The sequence below is a fragment of the Lysobacter sp. P5_B9 genome, assembly GCF_054049835.1.
Genome location: NZ_JBFULP010000003.1, coordinates 121,694 through 141,813 on the forward strand (window position 1 = coordinate 121,694; position 20,120 = coordinate 141,813).

Genomic DNA, 20,120 nt, shown 5'->3' on the forward strand with positions numbered 1-20,120 from the left:
AGGCCGTGGGCGCGAACGGCGCGAGCAGTGAGGTTGCCACGCATCGCGTCCGGCCACTGCTCGGCACGTTCGTCGCGATCCGCATCGACGCCTGCGATGGCGATCCGGACGCGTCCTTCGCTGCCGCGTTCGCGCGCATCGAGGCGGTGCATCGTGCGATGAGTTTCCACGACGCCACGTCGGAACTCGCACGCCCCAACCGCGAAGCGGCCATCTCGCCGCAGCGCGTCGGTGCCGACCTGTGGCGCGTGCTGTGCGCGAGTCTCGCATTGGCGCGCGCGAGCGATGGCGGTTTCGATCCCACCATCGCGGCGCGCCTGGTGCACTCCGGGCATCTGCCCCGGCCCGACGCACCGTCGCCCGACCCGGACGCCACCTGGCGCGACATCGAGCTGCTTCCACACCAGCGCGTGCGCTTCCACCGCCCGGTGTGGCTCGACTTCGGCGGCATCGCCAAGGGTCATGCGGTCGATCGTGCGGTCGCCGTGCTGCGCCAGCACGGGGTGCACTCGGGTGTCGTCAATGCCGGCGGCGATCTGCGCGTCTTCGGTACGGCCCAGGAAACCGTACACGTGCGCGACCCGCGCGATCCCGCGCGCTCGCTGCCGCTGCTGCAGGTGCGCGAGGGTGCCGTCGCGACGAGCGCCGGATACTTCAGCACCCGCCACGGCCGCAGCGCGCTGGTCGACACGCGGAGCGACAGCACGCTCGGGCACGGCATGTCGGCCAGCGTCTGCGCACCGCGCGCGCTGTGGGCCGATGCGCTGACCAAGGTCGTGCTGGTCGACCCCGACGGCGCGCTCCCCTTGCTGCGGCGCCTGCGCGCGCACGCGGCGCTGATTGACTCCACCGGCCACGTGCGGACACTGTCGTGATGAAACACCACGGACACGAACGCCTGCGCCTGCCTGCATGGGTGCGCGCCTGGGTCTACGTCGCCGGCGCGCTGTGCGCGCTCAGCGGTGCCGCCTGGTTGCTGCTGCACCACTTCGTTCGTCGCGAAGGTCAGTTCGGTCCGGAAGCCTCGCCGCTCGAGCACCCGAGCCTGGTCATGCACGGCGTGTGCGGACTCCTGTTGCTGTGGGTGCTTGGCCTAGTGTGGTTCCCGCACGTGCGGCGCGGCTGGAGCAAGCCCCGGCACCGCTGGGTCGGCGGCACCATGGCCGCGCTGATGCTGTGGCTCGCCGTGAGCGCGGCCGGACTCTATTACCTGGGCGATGAGCAGTGGCGCGGCTGGGTGAGCCTCGCGCATTGGTCGCTGGGCCTGTTCGCCGCGTTCTGGCTGCCGTTCCACATCTGGGTAGGGCGTCGGAAGGCGAGGCGCGGATAGGAGATGCGCATCGAGGCCGGGGCCGTTGCTGGCCGGTGGCCCTTGGTTCTGACGTAGGATGCGGGCGACGCGTATCGACGCGTCGCTGCCTGGGGGGGCAACCATGAATATCCGTCTGCACGGCGCCGTGCTGTTGATGGCGCTGGTGCTCAGCGCCTGTGGCGCCAAGATCGTCAAGAACGCACCACTACCGCCGACGGACCGCGTCGTGGCCGAAGCCAGTTCGCCGCACCTGCAGGCACAGGTGACCTGGGTGCTGGTGTCGGAAAGCCCCGGCTCGTGGGCCGAGGAAGCGGTGTGGGACGAATACCTCGTCCGCGTGCGCAACGTCTCGTCGCTGCCGGTCGAAATCAGCGGCGTAATGGTGGAGGACTCGAGTGGTCAGGTGGCGATGACCATGGATTCGCGCAGCGCCCTGATCAAGGCGTCGAAGCAAACGGCGAAGCGTTACAAGGAGCAGGGCGTTGCGGTCTACACCGGCCTGGGTGGCGCAGGCATGACCGCGCTGGGCATGGGCTCGACGGTCGCGGGCCTCGCCTACGGCAGCACCTTGAGCCTGGGCATCATGGGCGGCGCGAGTTCGAGTTCCGCGGCGCTGGGTACCGCGGCCGGACTGATGGTGACCGGCCCCGTACTGGGCACCGTCGGCGTTGTGCGTGCGGTGCGCGCCCACAAGATGGACAAGCGCATCCGCGCCCGGCACACGCCGCTGCCGGTCACGCTCGCGCCGGGCGAGGAGAAGATGCTGGACCTGTTCTACCCGATCATGCCGTCGCCGAATACCGTGGCGATCACCTATCGCCAGGGCGGCGAGGAAAATCGCATCGACATCGATACCCGCCAGGCCTTGTTGGGCCTGCACCTGCCTCCCGCCAAGCCCTCGGGCGGTCAGGCCCCAGCGACTGCGTCGGGAGCGCAAGGCCCGGGACAAGCCGGCGTGACTGACCTCTGAGCGAAGGGCGTTCGTTCGCAAAATCGCAACTTCATGTTCGTGTCTTGCCTCGCGCACCGAGTTCTCGCGCCGGTTAGCTTTCGGGGCGCAGCGTCTCGCTGCGTCCTTACTTGAATCATGAAGCTTGTAGGTGCCGCATTCTTTCTATCAAGCGGCTTCTTCGCTCTGATGTCGATCATTGGATATGCCGCCGGGTGGAGCCAGAATGCTGTTGCCCTCGCAATCTCATCCTTGGTGTTTGGTGCGCTGGGAACGGCTGCGGGGGTGTTTTTGCAGCGTCGGACCAGGTTGTTGTCAGCGCACGAGTGAATAGGTCCGCTGTACAAGCACCAGAGCCCCGCCAAGTGCGGGGCTTCTTCGAGGAACCTCTGATCTCGAGCCGGTGCGCTCCCAACGCATGCATGCGTCATGCGCGGTACCTGTCAGCACCCCCAACCGCGCAGCCCGACCGCGCCGCATCGAGGCGTAAGATCGCCAGGACCGCTCCGGCATGAGGTCCCCGTATGGCCGACGTCTTCGTTTCCTACGCCCGCAGCGACAAAGGGCGCGTCGCGCCGCTGGTCGCCGCGATCGAGGCGCAGGGCTGGTCGGTCTGGTGGGACCCGGACATTGCCACCGGCCAGGACTTCGACCGCCAGATCGCGACCGAGCTCAAGCTCGCCAAGTCGGTACTGGTGGTGTGGACCCCGAAATCGGTGGAATCGCGCTGGGTGCGCGGCGAGGCGCGTGAAGCGGCCGAGCGCGGCATCCTCGTGCCGGTGCGCTTCGAGCAGGCCAGCCTGCCCATCGACGTGCGCACCTTCCATACCACCGACCTGGACGGGGTGGCGGGCGACGCCCGCAGTCCGCAGCTGCAGGAAGTGCTGCGCGCGCTGGAGGCGATGATCGCCGGCAGCGGCGTTGCCGCGGCGACGCCGCGCGCGAACGCGGTGGCGACGAGCCATTCCGGCCCGCCCGCGCATGCGCGGGTTTCGATCTGCGTCCTGCCGTTCGTCAACATGAGCGGCGATGCGGAGCAGGAATATTTCAGCGATGGCATCACCGAGGACATCATCACCGACCTGAGCAAGGTGTCGGCGCTGGCGGTGACTTCGCGCAACAGTGCCTTCGTGTTCAAGGGCAAGCCGGTCGACGTGCCGAAGGTGGTGCGCGAGCTCAATGTCAGCCATGTGCTGGAAGGCAGCGTGCGCAAGGCCGGCGGCCGCGTGCGCATCACCGCCCAGCTGGTGGACGGTACGAGCAACGACCATGTCTGGGCCGAGCGCTACGACCGCGACCTCAACGACATCTTCGCGTTGCAGGACGAGATCTCCCAGGCGATCGTCAATGCGCTGAAGCTCAAGCTGTTGCCCGAAGAGAAGAAGGCGATCGAACAGCGCGGCACCGTCAATGTCGAGGCGTACAACCTCTACCTGATGGCACGCCAGCTCTACGTCACTGGCCACGAAGGCGACGCGCGCCGGGCCGAAGCGATCATCCGCCTGTGCGTGCGCGCCACCGAATTCGACCCCGGCTACGCACGCGCCTGGGCGCTGATGGCCTTCGGGCAGATGACCTCGCGCTTCGTGCTGGGACGCGGCGGCGAAGACGGCCTGGCCGCGGCCGAGCGCGCGCTGGTGCTGGATCCCAGCCTGGCCGAGGCGCATGCGGTGAAAGCCAGGATCCTCGGGGAAACCGACCGCCGGGGCGAGGCGACGGCCGAGATCGATATTGCCCTGGAGCTCGATCCGGAGTCCTACGAAGTCAACCGCTGGGCCGGGTACCTGAGCTACCGGGAGAACCGCTTCGACGACGCCGTCCGTTACTTCGAGAAGTCGACGGCGCTGATGGACTCGGATCTGAATTCGGCCGCCATGCTGGTGAGCTGCTATCACACCGTCGGCAATGCCCAGGGCACGCAGCGCGCGGCACGACTGACCCTGGCGCGCTCGGAGAAGGTACTGACGCAGGATCCGAACAACGGCACGGTACTGGGCTACAGCGGCTATGCGAATGCCGCGCTGGGCGAGGCCGAGCGTGCCAAGGAGCGGATGAACCGCGCGCTGCTGATCGATCCGGACAACTGGAACATGCGCTACAACTTCTCCTGCGTGCTGATCATCTTCCTGCAGGAGCTGGAGGCGGCCCTTGACCTGCTCGCCCCGGTGTTCGAAAAGGCGACGGTCGGCATCCTCAACTACGCCAAGGTCGATCCCGACCTGACCGCCCTCCACGACCATCCACGCTTCCAGGCCATGGTCGCCGCCGCCGAAGCACGCCTTGCGGCGGAGCAGTAGGGGGCAACTTTCTTTCACCCGATCCGCCTGGCGCCGCGCGCAGGTCGCGATGGCAGGCACGCCGCGCCGTTACATCCGCCTGCAGTCCGTGTGGATGTTTTGCTAAACGACTGAACGCTTCACAGCCTGAACATGGAACTGCGCTCCGTGGTGCGTCCATTTCACGCACGATTACCTCTTTGGCTCGTACGTTCTGGCGACGGAGGTGAAACATGAACATGAAACCTGTTGCCATGAGTGTCGCGATTGCCCTCGCCGTGTCCACGGGAGCTGTGTTTGCGCAACAAGCAGGATCCACTGAACATCAAACCAGCAATGACGCATCCGAAGTTGTCTCGGATGCCTGGATCACGTCGAAGATCAAGGCAGATCTGCTCGCCGCACATGAAACCCCAGGGATGGCGATCGACGTGGATACAAAGGACGGCGCGGTCACCTTGAACGGCACCGTGAAATCCCAGGCAGAGGCGGACAAGGCAGTGGCCCACGCCAAGACCATCAAGGGCGTGAAGCACGTGACGTCCAAATTGAAGGTTGAACCCGTGCGCAAGTGACTTTCTCTGGGTCAGCAAAAAGGGCGGTGGAACCGCCCTTTTTGCGTTCGCCTACCCGCCGGCTCACTCATGCGCGATAGTGCATGCAGACGGGTTCTGCACCAGGCGGACTGGATGCATGAGCATGCCGGCGGGTTGGGGGAGATCGCCCAGTACTGGTTCGCTGTCATGCGTGCCTGCGGAGACGACGTACGGGAGCTGTTGCACGATGGTCATCCCACGGCGTGCATCGGAGATGCCGCATTCGGCTACGTCAATGCGTTCAGGATCACGTGAACGTCGGATTCTTTCGTGGTGCCGAGCTCCCTGATGCAAGCGGCTTGCTGGAAGGTACGGGTAAGTTCATGCGGCACGTCAAGCTCAGGCCCGGCCAGAAGATCGATGATGCGGCCTTGAGAGAGCTCGTCCCCATTGCATACGCCGACATGAAACGGCGCATCCCGGCAGAGTAGATCTCGTAGGCCGGGGTTGAGCCGCCGTTTCGGGCGCAAAGATGGCGGGTTGGAACCCGCCCGATTGCGCCAGGACCGACACTCCGTCCGCCTCCGTCAACCACGCACGTTATTACCGGCAAGTCACCAGGCCGCGCGGACTCCGCCCATGACACCGGAACTCGCCTCGCTAATCGCCGCCGCTGTGGTGTGGGTCTTCGTGCATATCGGGATCGCCGGTACGCGGCTGCGTGACCGGTGTGTCAGGGTGCTGGGGGAGCGCGGCTTTCGCGGTGCGTTCTCAGTGCTGTCCGTTGCCAACATCGTCTGGCTCGGGCTGGCCTACGCCGCGGCCGGGCCGGTGCGCGTGCTGTGGCAGGCGCCGGGTTGGCTGGCGGTGCTGTGCATCCTGCTGCTGGCTCCGGCCAGCATCCTGCTGGTCGGCTCGCTGACGGTGCTCAATCCCACGTCGGTCGCCGGTGCCCACGCACTGCTGTCCAAGGCACAGGCGATCGGCATCCTGCGCGTGACACGCTATCCCATGCTGTGGTCGTTCGCGCTATGGGCGGCCGCGCACCTGATTGTCATCGGCACGCTGGGCGGCGCGATCTTCACCGGTGCCTTCCTCGTCGTGGCGGTCGCCGGCATGTTGAGCCTCGACGCCAAATACGCGAGGCGCGCACCCGGGCAATGGGCTGCATTCGCGCGCGCTACTTCGATCCTGCCGTTCGCCGCGATCAGTCAAGGCCGCAACCGCTTCGCCTTCACCGAGATCGGGTGGTGGCGCATTGCCGCCGGCATGCTGCTCTGGTTCGTGCTGATCGCGCTGCATCCGCCGGTCTACGGCGTGAATCCGTGGCGGTACTTCTCGTAACAGGATCGGAGACCGATTCCTTACGTCGATGGGTAGGGCAGGGTAATGGCCAGCTGGGTGCATCATGGCGCTCCAGCGGCAGAAATCCCCGGGGAGTACTATCGGGATCCGTCGTCGGCCATTAGCGGAACCCGTGGACAGCCAGGAAAGCCAACGCATCGCAGCGGCCCTGGCGCGCCGGGCAGAGACTGCCGGGCAAGTCGCCGACACGATGGTCTCGACATGGCAGGACATCGACGCGGTCCTGAGCCCGATCATCGGGCAGCTGGGTGTCGCCATGCTCTACAAGCGCAGCCTCTACCTCATCGGTCCTGCCCATCCGTGGCTGGCGGGCATGCACGAAGGGAAGCAGGCGAGCGTCGACCTGGCGGCACTGAAGTCTGCATTTGCGCAGCAGAGCAGCAGCGCCAACGCCGCCGCCGCCGGCGGTGCCTTCCTGCACACGTTCCACGACTTGCTGTCCAGCCTGGTCGGGCCTTCGCTCACCGAGCGACTGCTTCGTTCCGCATGGGCCCACTTTTCAAGCGGCCCGCCCGCCCAGGACATCTCGCCATGACCACCAAAGTGACCATCAACCGCCTGGCGACCGGCGTGCCGGGGCTGGACGAAGTGCTGGGCGGCGGACTGCCGGAGTTCTCGTTCAACCTCATCGCCGGGCCGCCCGGTTGCGGCAAGACCACGCTGGCGCACCAGATGATGTTCGCGCTGGCGACGCCCGAGCGTCCGGCGCTCTATTTCACGGTACTGGGCGAGCCGCCCCTGAAGATGCTGCGCTACCAGCAGCAGTTCGACTTCTTCGACAGCGAACTGATCAACCGCTCGATACATTTCGTCAACTTGTCTGACGACGCGTCGGCGGGGGATCTCGACCAGGTGCTGCAGCGCATCGTCGCCGAGGTGGAAGCGCACCGTCCTGCGCTGGTCTTCGTGGACTCCTTCCGTTCCGTGGTGCACGCGAGCCGGGGCGAGGGCAACCCGCACAACAATCTGCAGCAGTTCGTGCAGCAGCTGGGCATGCTGATGACGAGCTGGCAGGCCACGACCTTCCTGATCGGCGAGTACTTCACCGAAACCGAAACCGAAACGGATGCCAACCCGGTACTCACGGTCGCCGACGGATTGATCTGGCTGCGCCAGAGCGTGCAGCGCAACTCCATGGTCCGCAAGATGGAGATCATGAAGATGCGCGGCCAAGCGACGCTGCCGGGACTGCACACGTTCCGCATCGGCACGGCCGGCCTCGAGGTATTCGCACCCATGCACGCGGCGCTGCCCGCGAGCACCGAACCGACTCCGGGACCGCTCGGTTCGCGTCTGCTGATGGGTGTGCCGCGCCTGGACGACATGATGGGCGGGGGCTTGCCGCGAGGCTATTCGCTGCTCGTCGCGGGCCCGTCGGGATCGGGAAAGAGCATCCTGGCCGCGGCCTTCCTGGCCGAGGGTGCACGCTGTGGCGAGACCGGCGTCATCGCGGTCTTCGAGCAGCGTCCCAACCGCTCGCGCAACCGCGTGCTCGCCGACCTGGTCGAAAGCGGCCGCGTGGGCCTGGTAGACAGTCGGGCGCCGGACCTGTCGATTGACGAGATCGTGCTGTTGCTGCTCACCGAGATCCGACGGCTCGATGCGAGCCGCCTTGTCATCGATTCGCTCTCGGCCTTCGAACTCGCCCTGGCGCCGACCTTTCGCGAAGACTTCCGCGAGTCGTTGCTGCGCCTGGTCACCGCGCTGGCGGGCGCCGGCGTCACCGTGTTGATGACATCCGAGCTCGAGGATCGTTACACCGATCTGCGCTTCAGCCCGTACGGCACCGCGTTCCTGACCGACGCGATCATCGTGCAGCGCTACATCGAGGTCGACAGCCGGTTGCGGCGCGTAATGGCGGTGGTCAAGGTGCGGGCGAGCGCCCATTCGGACGAGTTGCGCGAGTTCAGCATCGACGACGAGGGCATCCGCATCGGCGGAATGCTTCCCGACCAGGAAGGACTGCTCGGCGGCAGGCCGACGGGAAAGCGCACCGCCGATTCGTCGATCCCGGCCAGCGGTATTGACGATAGTTGAGCATGTCGCCATGACCAGGACCCCTCGCGGAAAAGGGCGCGCCGCGGTGAAGGCGGCGAGCGAACTCGCCACGCTGCAGCAGCAAGCCGAGCAGGCGCGCGCGGCGCTGGCGCGCTTGCGCCGGAACGTGGTCGAGGCCGAGGGCCTGCTCGACAGCAGCCAGTCGGCCCGGCTGCTCGAGGCCAACGAACAGCTGGTGTTTGCCGTGCTGCGTGCCCAGAGCGACACCGAGGCCGCTTCGCGGGCGCTGGAAGAACTGTTGCGGTCGGCCGGACTCGACGCGCTGACCGCATTGCCCAACCGCGTGCGACTGCTCGACCGGTTCGCGGGCGCCATCGCGCGTGCAAGGCGTCGTGGCGGCCGGATGGCGCTGTTGTTCCTGGACCTCAACAACTTCAAGCAGATCAACGACACGCTCGGACACGCGGTCGGTGATGAGGTGCTCAAGCTCGCGGCGCAACGCCTCGCGTCCCTGGTTCGTGAAGAGGACACGGTCAGTCGCTACGGTGGCGACGAGTTCCTGATCCTGCTCACCGAGATATCCCAGGCATCGGACGCAAGCCTCGTCGCGGACAAGGTGATCGCCGCGCTCGGTGTCCCCAGCCGCGTGGGCGATCACGTGCTTCGCCTCACCGCGAGCATCGGCATCAGCGTCTACCCCGATGATGGCGAAGATGCCGAGGCGCTCATCGACCGGGCGGACGCCGCCATGTACCGCGCCAAGCGGCAGGGGCTCGGCAGTTTCGTCTTCCATGGCGACGACCTGGCGAGCGAGCAGGCGCCGGCGCTCGCATCGCTGACGCAACCCTTGACCCATTACGAATTGGCAGCGGCCGAGTACGAGCGCCGGCACGTGCAGTTGCGCGAAGCGAATGGGGAACTGGTGTTGGCCGCACTCGGTGCGCAGGAGCTGCAAGCCGCGGCAGAACAGGCACAACAGCAGCAGAAGGAATTCCTCGCGGTGGTGGCGCACGAACTGCGCAACCCGCTGACCCCCATCCGCATCGCGGCCGAAATGCTGGGCCGGGTGGGTTCGGAGGAAATGCCGCGCTATCAAGCCATCATCGAGAACGAGATAGAGCACATGGTGCGCCTGGTGAGCGACCTGCTCGACGTCTCGCGCGTCAACACCGGCAAACTGAGGCTGGAACGCCAGGTGGTCGACCTGACCAGCATCATTGACGAGGCGGTCGCTGCCTGCCGGCCTGCGATGGACACACGCATGCAGCACTTCAGCGTGCAGGTGCCGCCAGGCCCTCTCGCCGTGGACGCAGACCCGGTCCGCCTGGCGCAGATCCTCAGGAATCTGCTCGACAACGCATCCAAGTACACGCCGAAGGGTGGCGAGATCGGGCTTTCGGTCGTGGTGCATGGCGATGCCATCGTGATGACCGTGTCCGACAGCGGGATCGGGATTACCGTCGAGGCCCTGCCCCGGGTCTTCGAGCCGTTTGTCCAGGAACCGCATGCCATTGGTTTCTGCGGAGCGGGCCTGGGCATCGGGCTCACGGTGGTGCGCGAGCTGGTCGAAGCGCATGGCGGCACCGTGGTCGCGAGCAGTGCCGGCACCGGACGGGGCAGTCGGTTCGTCGTCACGCTGCCTTTGATTGCACCCAGGCAGCCATCCAAAGCGCGTCGAAGGCCTGCAGCAGCACGCGTGCGCTCAGCTCCCAGGCGCGTGACTTAGCGGCTGGTCGAAGGCGATGCTCTGCGGCTGGAACAGGTGACGCACCACGCAAGGGCGGCGCGAGGGCGCCGGACAAAAAAACGGCGGGGCCGGAGCCCCGCCGCTCCATAACTCATTAACGAGTTATTGCTTGGTCGGCTTGGTCGGAATATTGACCTTGTCGATGCCGTGGAGGACGCCATTGCTCGAATCGATGTCGGGCGAGGTGACCATCGCACCGTCGATGCTGACCTTGCTGTCGGTCAGCTTGATCGGCGCCGATTGACCATTGACGGTCCTGGCGGCTTCCCACTTGCCGATGTCAGCCAGCATCTTGTGGCCGGTGACGACGTGGTAGTTCACCAGGGAAGCGAGTTCTTCCTTGTTCTCCGGCTTGAACAGGGTTTCCAGGCGGCCGGCCGGCAGCTTGTCGAACGCGGCATCGGTCGGGGCGAAGATGGTGAACGGTCCTGCGCCGCGCAAGGTCTCGCCGAGGCCAGCGCGTTCGATGGCTTTGCCAAAGGTCTTGAACGAACCGTTGGCGGCGGCGGTGTCGAGGAGGTTCTTGCTGCTCGGGGTGGTGTTGATGCTCGGGGTGCTCATGGTGTTCATGGAATGTGTACCTTTTGGGTGTGATTCGCGGATTTGCGAAATCGAAAAGCGGCCGAAGCCGTGGTCCCTGCGGAAAGCGGGGACGCGGGGCTCAGTGCGGAGAAGGAAGGGAAAGTGCAGCGCGGCTGAGTGGCCGTTACGACATTGCGTCGTAGTGCCAGCGCACAGTGCGCCAATGATTGTTACTTATTCGTAATCTGACAGACGATCGCCGCAACCAGTCATCTGGCGTGCATTCGCCGATGGCGATGGCGATCGACTCTTACGCAGGGTCAAAGTTGGCACGGGTCCGAAAGTTGTGTCGTTCCGTTCGAAAAGTGTTAGGTTGAAAACCACCGGCAACGCTGCGGTGTTCACTTCAAACGGGATCGTGTCCGCTCAAGCGTGACCCTCTGATGCATCCCATCAAGAATCACCGCATCGTTCGCCAGGGCGCAGCCATGGTTGCCAGCGGCCGTGATCGTCGCGGTGCAGCCATCGAATCTGCTGAGAATGAGGGCTGGCCTCCGGAACGGCCACAGCCCATGGCGACGCGTCACGTCAGCAAGGATGCGATTGCACTGTTCCCCGCCTTTCTGCCCGCGGTGATGCCCCCGGGCCACTAGTTCGCACTCGACGATTTCCACCTTTCGTCGTGCTTTACGGGCCTCCGTGCAGCTCGCTGCAAAGCAGGACCCGACAATGCTCATTTCCCTCTATTCCGGCATCGCTTCCTGGGTGGTCGTACCGCAACGCGTGCGACCGAACCACGCGGCCGCCATCCATGGTCACCTGATCTTCGAAGGCACGATCCACTCGCACCTGCTGTCGCCCCACATCTGGACGCGCATCTGGTCGGAGTGGGAGCGGCATTCCTTCGCCAGCCTGTCCGAAGACCTGGGGCTGGTGTTGCTGGGGGCGTCCCTTGACCGCTACGGCACCCTGACACCGCCGTTCAGTGGCGCGCACGCGGCCGCGAGCTAATAGCCCGCCCGCGACGTTCGCTGTCGTGACAAGACCCGTACGCGCCTGGCTCGCCCTCGCGCGGTGCGTCTGCGGATCAGTGCCGGCGTTTCTCGTACCACAGCGCCAAGCGGTCGCGTGAGCGCAGCATGGCGCGGCCGTGCCGCAGGAAGTGCCAGAGCAGGCGTCCGTGTTCGCGCGGGCCGAAGGTGTGCAGCTTGCGGCTGGAGGTGTGCACCGCATTGCGCAGGAGCACGAACCGGCCGACGCGGGCCAGGGCGCGGCTCATCACGATGTCTTCGGCGGCGAACCAGCGCTCGTCGTAGCCGCCGGTGGCCTCGAAGGCGGCACGCGTGCAGAACTGGAAGCAACCCGGCGCGATGCGCGCAAGGCGAAGCGCAGCCACGGCTGCGGCCGCCGCCAGGCGTTCGTGCCACGCCAGCGGACCGTGCAGCCGCACGCTGCAGCCACCGCCGACCGCACCCGCATCCAGCGCCTGCAAGGCGGCGCGGACGAGCTCGACATCGACCTGCGTATCCGCATCGACAAAGAACAATCGCTGGCCGCGCGCGGCACGCGCACCGGCGTTGCGGGTGGCCGCGATGTGGCGGTACTCGACACGGACCACGCGCGCGCCCAGGCCGCGGGCAATCGCTGCCGTGTCATCGCCGGAAGCGTCGTCGACCACGATGCATTCATGGGCGAGCCCCAGCGCATCCGCCGCCGCCTGGATCGACACGAGCGTGGCGCCAATGAGGCGCGCCTCGTCGTGGGCGGGAATGATGAAGGAAATCACCGCACGATCATCGCAGAACCAGGGCGGGCGCGATGGCACTGTGGCGCGACGCGACGCGGATTTGCGATAGTGTCGACGCAGCGCAACCGCGCCTGACGAGACTGCCGATGGCCACCCGCAAACCGACGCTGGACAGCGCCAGACTCGATCGCGTCGTAGCCGAGGCACGGCGCGATGCCGAGCAGCGCGAGCAGGGTTATCGCGAGCGGGCACTGAAGATGTATCCGTGGGTGTGCGGGTGCTGCGGGCGCGAATTCACCCGCGCGAACCTGCGCGAGCTGACCGTGCATCACCGCAACCACGACCACGACTACAACCCGCCCGACGGCAGCAATTGGGAGTTGTTGTGCGTGTACTGCCACGACAACGAGCACTCGCGCCATATCGACCACGCCGCCGGTTCGGCGTTGTCCGCGGAGGACACGCCGGCCGCGGCGACCGGAAATCCGTTTGCCAACCTGAAGGCGTTGCTGAAGCGCGAACGCGACGACTGATCGGCCCGGCTACGCCTGGCCGTAATACGCGAGGAACATGTCCACCGTCGCTTCCGCCACCCGCTTCTGCTGCGCGGCGCTCAGCGGTGGCTGGCCCAGCGTGATCTGCGGCCAGAACGCGAAGCCCTTCACCAGGCCTTGCAGCTGCATCGAGACGAACAGCGGGTCGTCGGTCTTCAGGCGGCCGTCGGCGGCAGCGGCGCGGATCCAGGTGGTGAGGCCTTCTTCGCGGTCGCCCATGCGCGCGACCATCTCCTGCGCGCGTTCCGGCGAGTGGATGCTGGCGGCGATCGCGACGCGGGCCAGGTCGAAGAAGTTGGTGTCCTGCAGCAGGCTCAGTTTCTGCTTCACCAGTTCCAGCAGCTGCGCGCGCAACGGGCGGTCGCTGCGGTAGGCGAGGTCGAGCCCGTCCATGCTGCGCTCCCACAGCTGCTGGAGGATCTGCGCGAACAGCGCCTCCTTGCTGGGGAAGTGGTTGTACACGGTGCGCTTGGAGACGCCGGCGCTCGCGGCGATGCGATCCATGCTGGTGGCCTCGTACCCGGACTGGCGGAACTCGGCCACGGCGGCATCGAGGATGGCCGCGCGCTTGCGGTCGGTCAGGCGGGCGGGGGCGGGCAGGCTGCTCATGCGGAAAGTTTACACCGAGGGGTTTACTTTTTGCTGGAATAGAAACTACACTGTGTCGTGTACTTCCTTGACCGCCCCCAATGCACGGCGCCCGGGCCCGCTTTACCCGCCCGCTTCGCCTCGTCGCCCTGTCCGGAGCTGCCCCGATCATGAGTGCCTGCCTGCTGTCCGCCGCCAAGCCCCATCCCCCCGTCGGCCCGCATGCCGACTCGCCGCAATTCGCCGACGGCGTGTTCCGCAACCCCGTGCCCAAACCGGCCGACGGCCTGCTGAAGACGCTGGGGATCATCTGGAACGTCCTGCTCAACAAGCCAGCCCATGCGGCGCCGGCGGCCACACCGCCGGTGCTCGCCTTGACCCGCGCGCAGCTGGAGGCCGCGCCCGACCGGAGCCTGTTCCGGCTCGGGCACTCGACGGTGCTGATCAAATTGCGCGGCGGCTTCTGGATCACCGATCCGGTGTTCGCCGAGCGCGCCTCGCCGGTGCAATGGATGGGGCCGAAGCGTTTCCACGCGCCGCCGATCGCGCTGGTGGACCTGCCGCCGCTGCGCGGCGTGATCCTCTCGCACGACCACTATGACCACCTCGACCGCGACACGGTCGTGCAGCTGGCACGGACCACCGACGTCTTCCTCACTCCGCTCGGCGTGGGCGACCGCCTGATCGCCTGGGGCGTGGCCGCGGACAAGGTGCGGCAATTCGACTGGTGGCAGGGCACGACCATCGATGGCGTGCAGTTCACCGCGACGCCGGCGCAGCACTTCTCCGGACGTGGGATGTTCGACGGCAACAAGACGCTGTGGGCGTCGTGGACGATCGTGGACGCCGCTGGTGATGCGAACGCGCCGGCCGATACGCTGCGGGTGTTCTTCAGCGGCGACAGCGGCTACTTCGACGGCTTCAAGGAGATCGGCCGCCGCTTCGGTCCCTTCGACGTGACCCTGATGGAGACCGGCGCCTACGACGCGCAATGGCCGTACGTGCACATGCAACCCGAACACACGGTGCAGGCCCACCTGGACCTGCGTGGCCGCTGGCTGCTGCCGATCCACAACGGCACCTTCGACCTGGCGATGCACGCCTGGACCGAACCGTTCGAGCGCGTGTCCACGCTAAGCGCGCAACGCGGCATCGCGCTGACCACGCCGCGCATGGGCGAACGCCTGGACCTGTCCGCGCCGCACCCGGCGGCGCGATGGTGGCGCGAGATGGACGGCGTCGCCGAACCCGCGGATGCCACGGTAGTCGTGGCCGACTGGGGGCCAGAACGATGAAGCTGCGCCTGCAAGGTCTCCAGGACCACGACGGTATCCGCCGCATCACCCACGCGCTGCTGCAGGTGGATATCGGCGGCCGCGTCAACTTCGACCTCGACGCGCAACTGGTGCGCATCGAAGGGCGTTACACCCTGGCCGACGCCAAGGCGGCGATCGCGCGCGGCGGTTACCAGGTGGCATCGGTGGTGGACGGCACACTCCGCGACGCGGTGTCCCGGCCTGCGCGGCGCGACGTCCTCGCGTTCTGAAGCCCGGCATCGCCACCCACGCGCGGTTGCCAACACCAACATGCAGAAGGCCCGGCGAGTGGCGCACTCGCCGGGCCTTGTTACTGCAGTTGGGCTGAGAGTGTCTGACTCACTGCGCCGCTATCAGGTAATCAGGCACGGCAATCAGGCAATCATCGCGCCGGTTTGATGTTGAACGCACCGACATCCACGCCCAGGTTCACACCGGCACCGGCACCCGCCAATGCGAGCGTTACCGGTCCCTTGCTCAGCACCTGCGCCTCGCCGGACTTGACCAGACCGGCATTGGCACTGGCCTGTACATAGCGGCCCAGCGTTTCATTGATGTTGTTCACGTCGGTGAAATGGCCCTTGCCATGGTCGATGTGCCACTTGCCGGCGGTCACGCCCAGGGCCTTGGCACTGACGCTCACCGGCATCGACTGGCCGTTGTCGCAGGTAATGCGGCCATTGCCGGTGGTGTGCTTATAGAGCAGCGACCAGCCTGTGAGGCTGTAGTGCAACGTGCAGTCGACTTCGCGATGGGCGGCCTGTGCCGGTGATGTGCCAGCGGTAGCCAGCGCACAAGCGAGTACGGCGAGCAGCGGTAGGGATGTCCTGTTCATTGCGACCTCCTGTTGTTGAGCAGCCTCGTGTTGAAGCGGCGCCAGTCTCGATGCCGCTGACTGAACTGCATGGGTACGAAGCTGATATCGCTGCCGCGGCTTCAGGTCGGGGCACGGGAAATCATGGTGGCGTGAAATGAAGACCACGCAGGACGCAATGGAGCGCATCGCGCCGCGCAAGATGGATGCTCGAAAAAGAAGCAGGTTTTGCATGGCGCCTGGTAGTGAGCCCGACCCTTGCTCCGCTGATGCGTCTGCGCTCAGCAGTCGATCCCTTAGACTTCACGCATGGCGATCACCCTCGACCAACTGCGCCGCTACGCCGTCGCCCGCTCGCTGTTCAAGCCGACCACGCTTGCGCGCGCGATCGAGCGGCTCGGCTTCGTGCAGGCGGATCCGATCCGTGCGCCCGCCCGTGCGCAGGATCTGACTCTGCGCCACCGCGTCGTGGGTTATCGCGCCGGCGACCTCGAGCGGCGCTATCCAAAACTGCCGCTGGAAGAGGATTTCTTCGTCAATTACGGCTTCCTGCCGCGCGCGCACCATCACCTGATGCATCCGCGCACGCCGCGCGTGGCCTGGACGCCGGCGCGCTGGAAGCAGGCGCACGCCGTGCGCGATTTCATCGCCGCGCGCGGCGCGGTGCATCCGCGCGACGTCGACGCCCACTTCGCGCACGGCAAGGTCACCAACTGGTTCGGTGGCTCGTCGAATGCCAGCACGCGACTGCTCGACGGCATGCATTACCGCGGCCTGTTGCGGGTCGCGCGCCGCGAGGGCGGCACGCGCGTGTATGCGACCCATGCGGTTGACGCGACGCCGCCGGATGCGATCACGGCGAATGCGCGCATGGACGCCCTAGTGGACCTGGTGGTGCGCAAATACGCACCCCTGCCTGCGTCCAGCCTCGTGCAGCTCGTCAGCTACCTGCGCGGCGGTGCGCCGCAATGGGCGGCACAGCGCGCGGCGGCATTGGCGCGGGCGAAGCAGCGCCTCGGCCATGCCCGCGTGGAAGGTGTCGACTGGTACTGGCCCGCCGACGAGAAACCGGCCTCGACGCGCTGGAAACCCGATGCGGCGGTGCGCCTGCTCACGCCCTTCGACCCGGTAGTGTGGGACCGGCGCCGCTTCGCGCTCTTCTGGGACTGGAGCTACCGCTTCGAGGCCTACACGCCCGCCGCCAAACGCAAGCTTGGCTACTACGCGTTGCCGTTGCTCTGGCACGACCGCGTGATCGGCTGGGGCAACCTGGCCGTGGCCGACGGCGCGCTCGCCAGCGACTTCGGTTACATCGACGGCCGCGCGCCGCGCGATGCCGCCTTTCGCGCGGGTCTCGACCTCGAGCTCGCACGCATGCGCGAGTTCCTGGGTCTGGACTGAGTCGCTCGCACGCGTGCGCTTACGGCCGCGTCGCCATGCTCCGGGTCATCATCCGCAGGTGGGCCATGGCGTCATCGGTTGCGCGACGGGTACAGACGGCGGTGGCAGGCTCGCCGTCAGGGAGTTCCTGGGCCAGCTCCTCGCACACCGTGGCCGCGGCTTTGGCGATACGGTCTTCCAGTGCGTACAGGTCCGCGCTCCGGCTCAGGTCGAGGTCGGCGTAGCTCACCAGCGCGGTCTTCTTCGCGATGGCCACTTCCTTCGGTATCACCGACCCGCCTTAGCGTTTCGTCTGATACGTGATGCGCGGCGCCACGACGGTGATTTCCTTGACCTCGGTCGGCGTGGTTCCCTGGGCGATGGCGACGCCTCCGCTGGCCAGTGCAAGCAATAGCCCGACCGGAACGGCCCCTCACCGCAATGCTCTTGTCAGCCATGATCGTTTCTCCTCGGCATGTCCTCCATCCAACGCTCCCACTCCGTATGGGATGGTCTTGGGACGCTATTCCCGGAAGGTGCGATAGCAACAGACGATCGACAGACGATGCCTGAAGCGGTGCCCTGACCGCGTGAAATGGGGGGCGGTCGCGGCCGCGCGCCAGGCAATGCAAAGGCCGCTTTCACGAAACCGGAACAAAGGGGCCAGGCTTGCGAAACAGCAGGCGCGCTGGCCGCGCGCCAGGGGTCGGAAGTCCGTCAGCCCTCGCGCAGCAGCGCATCCGTGCGTGGGTCAGAGGCGCCGCCGAAGTACTGGCGCAGGGCATCGGCGAACAGTGTCTCGTCCGGGGCGGCGTGCCGGAACAACGTCATGCACGAGCGGAACTTGAGGTCGTCCGGCGCGCCAAACAGCGCGTGCGCATCGTCGCCGGCCCGCAGCGCGAGCCGGGTGCATTCGCGCAGGCGCTCGCCCAGCAGCGGGTGGGCGAAATAGGCGCGCGCTTCGTCCAGCGACGCCAGGCCGTAGTGCTGCGCGGTCGGGCTGTGGCCGAGCCCACGCAGTTGCGGGAACACGAACCACATCCAGTGGCTGGCCTTGCGGCCGTGGTGCAGTTCGTCGACGACGTCGTCATAGACGGCGGCCTGGGCATCGACGAAGCGTTGCAGGTTCCAGGGATCGGTCATGGCGCGAGCGGGGCTGGTTGCGGATCGTGCAATTCGGCGCGCGTGGACGTGGTCCCTGCGGAGCAAGTCCCGATTGCATTGAGCCCCGGCGCAGGCAAGGCGGAGTCCGCACCGGGGCTTTTGAGCACCGGGGGCGTCACTCCCCGGCGGCGGAAATCTAGCGCGCGGTGGGTGGGCCACCTGTGACAGCGGCCGCAGCGGTCAGCGGCCGCCTTGGCGCGCGCCGCTCATGCCCGGAACCCTTCCGTGCTCGGTGCGCCAGCTGAAATCGAGGTAGGCCGCCAGGTCGCCCCACAGGTACGGCACGCGGCCCAGGAACGCTTCCAGCTTCTCGCCCACCATCCGCCGGTTGGCGTCGTCCAGCGGGAACCGGCGCGTGCGCAGGTATTCGTCGATGAAGAAGTCGACGTCATGCGCCTCGCGCATGGACACGAACACCCGGTCGATCGGACCCTGGTAGTACTTGCTGGCCGTCGCGTTCCAATTCATGGGCACACACCTCGTGAGGGGGAATGCAGCGTGTGCACGCTACTCCCCTGCGACCGGAGGGGCTGCAGATAACCCTGTGGATAAGCCGTGGACAGACTGGGGAAATCGCGGTCGCCAGCGAACTTCGGACCAACGGGCGTGGATTGAGCCCCCGCGACTAGACCAGCAGGCTGAGCAGGCCCGGGCTCAGCAGGCTCGAGCAGGCAGCCACCAGGCGGGCGCGCTTCTGCGCAACGAGCATCATCCAGCGCGAGCGCTGGTCGGCGCTCTCCTGTCGCCAGGCGATCTCGAATCCGGCCGCTTCCAGCAGGATCGGGTAGGCATGGCTGTGCGACATCTCGCGCCCGAAGGGTACCGAGGCGATGGCCGAGTCCATGTCGTGGTTCATGCCGATCGGTTCGACCAGAGCCAGCAACACCGGTGGTCCGTCGGCGATCGCGGCAAGCAGGTCCTGGAATTTTTCCTGCGTGAAATATTCGAAAACGCCGCCATAGGAAAAATAGGCGATGCCGGGTTGCGCGTTGCGCTTGATCCAATCGCCCGCGTCCTCGGCCAGGAACTCAAGTTGCGCGCGCGCGGCGAACCGCCTGCGATTGCGTGCGATCTGGACGCCGTTGAGATCCAGGCCGATGCACCGCTTGAGGCCGGGGAGTCGCTCCTGCAGGTGTGCGAGCACATCCCCGGTTCCGCAGCCGATCTCGACGAGCGTATGAAAGCCCCCCGCTGCCAGCTCGTGTTCGATCGTGTCCAGGGCCGGTCGATGGCGGCCACTGAAGAGCTGCCGCTGCAGGCGTTCGGCGGTGCGGTCATAGAACAGTTCGCCCAGGTCCTGTCGCGACCAGAACCGGGCGTGCTGGATGGCCAGTCGATCCAGGGTTCCGGCCTTGCGGTATTGATCGGCCAGGGCGGCCAGTGCGGCCCGTTCCAGGAAGTGGCCCCGCGGCAATTCGCCGGCTTCGAAACGGTTCACCAGCTGCGGCCGCGCGTGCAGCACGCTCCTGCCCACCGTGACCTTGAGCCAGCGGCGAAAACCGTTCCGGGGAAGAATGAGGGGAAAGTCATGACAGACAGTGCCGGCCTCGCGGCGACTCGTCTCGTCCTTGTTGCGCTCGATCACTACGTGTTTTCCTTTTCCTTGGGCAGGGGCACCTTCACTGACGTAAGCCACTGAACACGGCGCAGGTGCGAGTTGCACTCGACACATTCCTATCAAACGCGAGCGCCAACCCTCAGGGGTCACGTGCCTTACACGTGACAACTCGTTATGCATTCATCACGCGATGGAACCGGCTCCATTCGCTGTCAACATCGCGACGTGTTGCGAACATAAACAGGCGATTGCTCGCAAATTGCGTCCACTGTTCGTTGAATGGATCTCCGACCT

The 20,120-nt window shown here is 66.4% G+C and carries 25 protein-coding genes; 17 read left to right on the forward strand and 8 right to left on the reverse strand.

Going from position 1 to position 20,120, the window contains the following annotated elements:
* Positions 1-5 precede the first annotated feature (5 nt).
* From ACXJJ9_RS08140 to ACXJJ9_RS08195, 12 genes are all read left to right on the forward strand, one after another.
* Positions 6-875, forward strand: coding sequence for an FAD:protein FMN transferase (locus tag ACXJJ9_RS08140; protein WP_457096703.1), 870 nt, complete (start codon positions 6-8; stop codon positions 873-875).
* Positions 875-1,330, forward strand: a complete 456-nt coding sequence (locus ACXJJ9_RS08145; RefSeq protein ID WP_457096704.1) for a hypothetical protein — start codon at positions 875-877, stop codon at positions 1,328-1,330. The genes ACXJJ9_RS08140 and ACXJJ9_RS08145 overlap by 1 nt, the downstream gene beginning before the upstream one ends.
* A gap of 103 nt (positions 1,331-1,433) precedes the next feature.
* Positions 1,434-2,282 carry a hypothetical protein gene (locus ACXJJ9_RS08150; protein WP_457096705.1) on the forward strand — a complete coding sequence of 283 codons (849 nt, stop codon included), beginning with the start codon at positions 1,434-1,436 and terminating at the stop codon, positions 2,280-2,282.
* A 117-nt stretch (positions 2,283-2,399) separates the two neighbouring features.
* On the forward strand, positions 2,400-2,591 hold the full coding sequence (locus tag ACXJJ9_RS08155) for a hypothetical protein (protein ID WP_457096706.1): 192 nt from the start codon (positions 2,400-2,402) through the stop codon (positions 2,589-2,591).
* A 194-nt stretch (positions 2,592-2,785) separates the two neighbouring features.
* A complete protein-coding gene (locus tag ACXJJ9_RS08160) occupies positions 2,786-4,558 on the forward strand; it encodes a TIR domain-containing protein (RefSeq protein WP_457096707.1) in 1,773 nt (590 codons plus the stop codon).
* A 212-nt stretch (positions 4,559-4,770) separates the two neighbouring features.
* Positions 4,771-5,112 carry a BON domain-containing protein gene (locus tag ACXJJ9_RS08165; RefSeq protein ID WP_457096708.1) on the forward strand — a complete coding sequence of 114 codons (342 nt, stop codon included), beginning with the start codon at positions 4,771-4,773 and terminating at the stop codon, positions 5,110-5,112.
* A gap of 114 nt (positions 5,113-5,226) precedes the next feature.
* Complete coding sequence (locus tag ACXJJ9_RS08170; RefSeq protein ID WP_457096709.1) at positions 5,227-5,388, forward strand: hypothetical protein; 162 nt, start codon at positions 5,227-5,229, stop codon at positions 5,386-5,388.
* Entirely contained in the window at positions 5,385-5,564 is a 180-nt protein-coding gene (locus ACXJJ9_RS08175; protein WP_457096710.1) for a DUF1801 domain-containing protein, read from the forward strand. The genes ACXJJ9_RS08170 and ACXJJ9_RS08175 overlap by 4 nt, the downstream gene beginning before the upstream one ends.
* A 148-nt stretch (positions 5,565-5,712) precedes the next feature.
* A complete protein-coding gene (locus ACXJJ9_RS08180) occupies positions 5,713-6,417 on the forward strand; it encodes an NnrU family protein (protein ID WP_457096711.1) in 705 nt (234 codons plus the stop codon).
* A gap of 133 nt (positions 6,418-6,550) precedes the next feature.
* A complete protein-coding gene (locus ACXJJ9_RS08185) occupies positions 6,551-6,973 on the forward strand; it encodes a hypothetical protein (protein ID WP_457096712.1) in 423 nt (140 codons plus the stop codon).
* Entirely contained in the window at positions 6,970-8,475 is a 1,506-nt protein-coding gene (locus tag ACXJJ9_RS08190) for an RAD55 family ATPase (protein ID WP_457096713.1), read from the forward strand. Before ACXJJ9_RS08185 ends, ACXJJ9_RS08190 begins: the two co-directional genes overlap by 4 nt.
* Before the next feature lie 10 nt (positions 8,476-8,485).
* Positions 8,486-10,162, forward strand: coding sequence for a diguanylate cyclase domain-containing protein (locus ACXJJ9_RS08195; protein WP_457096714.1), 1,677 nt, complete (start codon positions 8,486-8,488; stop codon positions 10,160-10,162).
* Positions 10,163-10,285: 123 nt separating this feature from the next.
* On the opposite strand, the gene ACXJJ9_RS08200 is transcribed toward ACXJJ9_RS08195, so the two are convergent.
* Positions 10,286-10,744, reverse strand: coding sequence for a fasciclin domain-containing protein (locus ACXJJ9_RS08200; RefSeq protein WP_457096715.1), 459 nt, complete (start codon positions 10,742-10,744; stop codon positions 10,286-10,288).
* A gap of 690 nt (positions 10,745-11,434) precedes the next feature.
* Here ACXJJ9_RS08200 and ACXJJ9_RS08205 point away from each other — a divergent pair.
* Entirely contained in the window at positions 11,435-11,716 is a 282-nt protein-coding gene (locus tag ACXJJ9_RS08205) for a hypothetical protein (protein WP_457096716.1), read from the forward strand.
* Between the two features lie 76 nt (positions 11,717-11,792).
* On the opposite strand, the gene ACXJJ9_RS08210 is transcribed toward ACXJJ9_RS08205, so the two are convergent.
* Positions 11,793-12,491, reverse strand: a complete 699-nt coding sequence (locus ACXJJ9_RS08210; RefSeq protein ID WP_457096717.1) for a glycosyltransferase — start codon at positions 12,489-12,491, stop codon at positions 11,793-11,795.
* Between the two features lie 107 nt (positions 12,492-12,598).
* On the opposite strand from ACXJJ9_RS08210, the gene ACXJJ9_RS08215 reads away from it, so the two are divergent.
* Positions 12,599-12,985 (forward strand): YajD family HNH nuclease, encoded by a 387-nt coding sequence (locus ACXJJ9_RS08215; protein ID WP_457096718.1) that lies wholly within the window; start codon positions 12,599-12,601, stop codon positions 12,983-12,985.
* A 9-nt stretch (positions 12,986-12,994) separates the two neighbouring features.
* On the opposite strand, the gene ACXJJ9_RS08220 is transcribed toward ACXJJ9_RS08215, so the two are convergent.
* Positions 12,995-13,615 carry a TetR/AcrR family transcriptional regulator gene (locus tag ACXJJ9_RS08220; RefSeq protein ID WP_457096719.1) on the reverse strand — a complete coding sequence of 207 codons (621 nt, stop codon included), beginning with the start codon at positions 13,613-13,615 and terminating at the stop codon, positions 12,995-12,997.
* A gap of 149 nt (positions 13,616-13,764) precedes the next feature.
* Between ACXJJ9_RS08220 and ACXJJ9_RS08225 the strand changes: the two genes are divergently transcribed.
* Entirely contained in the window at positions 13,765-14,889 is a 1,125-nt protein-coding gene (locus ACXJJ9_RS08225) for an MBL fold metallo-hydrolase (RefSeq protein WP_457096720.1), read from the forward strand.
* On the forward strand, positions 14,886-15,140 hold the full coding sequence (locus tag ACXJJ9_RS08230) for a hypothetical protein (protein ID WP_457096721.1): 255 nt from the start codon (positions 14,886-14,888) through the stop codon (positions 15,138-15,140). The genes ACXJJ9_RS08225 and ACXJJ9_RS08230 overlap by 4 nt, the downstream gene beginning before the upstream one ends.
* Before the next feature lie 152 nt (positions 15,141-15,292).
* Here the strand turns inward: ACXJJ9_RS08230 and ACXJJ9_RS08235 are convergent, their stop codons facing one another.
* Entirely contained in the window at positions 15,293-15,745 is a 453-nt protein-coding gene (locus ACXJJ9_RS08235; protein ID WP_457096722.1) for a hypothetical protein, read from the reverse strand.
* 288 nt (positions 15,746-16,033) lie between these two features.
* On the opposite strand from ACXJJ9_RS08235, the gene ACXJJ9_RS08240 reads away from it, so the two are divergent.
* Complete coding sequence (locus tag ACXJJ9_RS08240; RefSeq protein WP_457096723.1) at positions 16,034-17,125, forward strand: DNA glycosylase AlkZ-like family protein; 1,092 nt, start codon at positions 16,034-16,036, stop codon at positions 17,123-17,125.
* Positions 17,126-17,144: 19 nt separating this feature from the next.
* Here ACXJJ9_RS08240 and ACXJJ9_RS08245 read toward each other — a convergent pair whose 3' ends face one another.
* The 4 genes from ACXJJ9_RS08245 to ACXJJ9_RS08260 form a co-directional block, all read right to left on the reverse strand.
* Positions 17,145-17,396: a UrcA family protein gene (locus ACXJJ9_RS08245; RefSeq protein WP_457096724.1), complete on the reverse strand. Its 252-nt coding sequence runs from the start codon at positions 17,394-17,396 to the stop codon at positions 17,145-17,147.
* Between the two features lie 425 nt (positions 17,397-17,821).
* Complete coding sequence (locus tag ACXJJ9_RS08250; RefSeq protein WP_457096725.1) at positions 17,822-18,247, reverse strand: DUF1810 domain-containing protein; 426 nt, start codon at positions 18,245-18,247, stop codon at positions 17,822-17,824.
* 201 nt (positions 18,248-18,448) lie between these two features.
* The gene (locus tag ACXJJ9_RS08255; protein ID WP_457096726.1) at positions 18,449-18,736 is read right to left on the reverse strand and encodes a hypothetical protein; all 288 of its coding nucleotides are present in this window, start codon (positions 18,734-18,736) and stop codon (positions 18,449-18,451) included.
* Between the two features lie 157 nt (positions 18,737-18,893).
* Positions 18,894-20,006, reverse strand: coding sequence for a class I SAM-dependent methyltransferase (locus ACXJJ9_RS08260; protein ID WP_457096727.1), 1,113 nt, complete (start codon positions 20,004-20,006; stop codon positions 18,894-18,896).
* Between the last annotated feature and the right edge of the window lie 114 nt (positions 20,007-20,120).

Bases quoted from the DNA above. Each gene is read 5' to 3' on its own strand.
- ACXJJ9_RS08145 (WP_457096704.1), top strand. From the start codon at position 875: ATGAAACACCACGGACACGAACGCCTGCGCCTGCCTGCATGGGTGCGC.
- ACXJJ9_RS08150 (WP_457096705.1), top strand. From the start codon at position 1,434: ATGAATATCCGTCTGCACGGCGCCGTGCTGTTGATGGCGCTGGTGCTC.
- ACXJJ9_RS08155 (WP_457096706.1), top strand. From the start codon at position 2,400: ATGAAGCTTGTAGGTGCCGCATTCTTTCTATCAAGCGGCTTCTTCGCT.
- ACXJJ9_RS08160 (WP_457096707.1), top strand. From the start codon at position 2,786: ATGGCCGACGTCTTCGTTTCCTACGCCCGCAGCGACAAAGGGCGCGTC.
- ACXJJ9_RS08165 (WP_457096708.1), top strand. From the start codon at position 4,771: ATGAACATGAAACCTGTTGCCATGAGTGTCGCGATTGCCCTCGCCGTG.
- ACXJJ9_RS08170 (WP_457096709.1), top strand. From the start codon at position 5,227: ATGCATGAGCATGCCGGCGGGTTGGGGGAGATCGCCCAGTACTGGTTC.
- ACXJJ9_RS08180 (WP_457096711.1), top strand. From the start codon at position 5,713: ATGACACCGGAACTCGCCTCGCTAATCGCCGCCGCTGTGGTGTGGGTC.
- ACXJJ9_RS08190 (WP_457096713.1), top strand. From the start codon at position 6,970: ATGACCACCAAAGTGACCATCAACCGCCTGGCGACCGGCGTGCCGGGG.
- ACXJJ9_RS08195 (WP_457096714.1), top strand. From the start codon at position 8,486: ATGACCAGGACCCCTCGCGGAAAAGGGCGCGCCGCGGTGAAGGCGGCG.
- ACXJJ9_RS08200 (WP_457096715.1), bottom strand. From the start codon at position 10,744: ATGAGCACCCCGAGCATCAACACCACCCCGAGCAGCAAGAACCTCCTC.
- ACXJJ9_RS08205 (WP_457096716.1), top strand. From the start codon at position 11,435: ATGCTCATTTCCCTCTATTCCGGCATCGCTTCCTGGGTGGTCGTACCG.
- ACXJJ9_RS08215 (WP_457096718.1), top strand. From the start codon at position 12,599: ATGGCCACCCGCAAACCGACGCTGGACAGCGCCAGACTCGATCGCGTC.
- ACXJJ9_RS08220 (WP_457096719.1), bottom strand. From the start codon at position 13,615: ATGAGCAGCCTGCCCGCCCCCGCCCGCCTGACCGACCGCAAGCGCGCG.
- ACXJJ9_RS08225 (WP_457096720.1), top strand. From the start codon at position 13,765: ATGAGTGCCTGCCTGCTGTCCGCCGCCAAGCCCCATCCCCCCGTCGGC.
- ACXJJ9_RS08230 (WP_457096721.1), top strand. From the start codon at position 14,886: ATGAAGCTGCGCCTGCAAGGTCTCCAGGACCACGACGGTATCCGCCGC.
- ACXJJ9_RS08235 (WP_457096722.1), bottom strand. From the start codon at position 15,745: ATGAACAGGACATCCCTACCGCTGCTCGCCGTACTCGCTTGTGCGCTG.
- ACXJJ9_RS08240 (WP_457096723.1), top strand. From the start codon at position 16,034: ATGGCGATCACCCTCGACCAACTGCGCCGCTACGCCGTCGCCCGCTCG.
- ACXJJ9_RS08250 (WP_457096725.1), bottom strand. From the start codon at position 18,247: ATGACCGATCCCTGGAACCTGCAACGCTTCGTCGATGCCCAGGCCGCC.
- ACXJJ9_RS08255 (WP_457096726.1), bottom strand. From the start codon at position 18,736: ATGAATTGGAACGCGACGGCCAGCAAGTACTACCAGGGTCCGATCGAC.
- ACXJJ9_RS08260 (WP_457096727.1), bottom strand. From the start codon at position 20,006: ATGCATAACGAGTTGTCACGTGTAAGGCACGTGACCCCTGAGGGTTGG.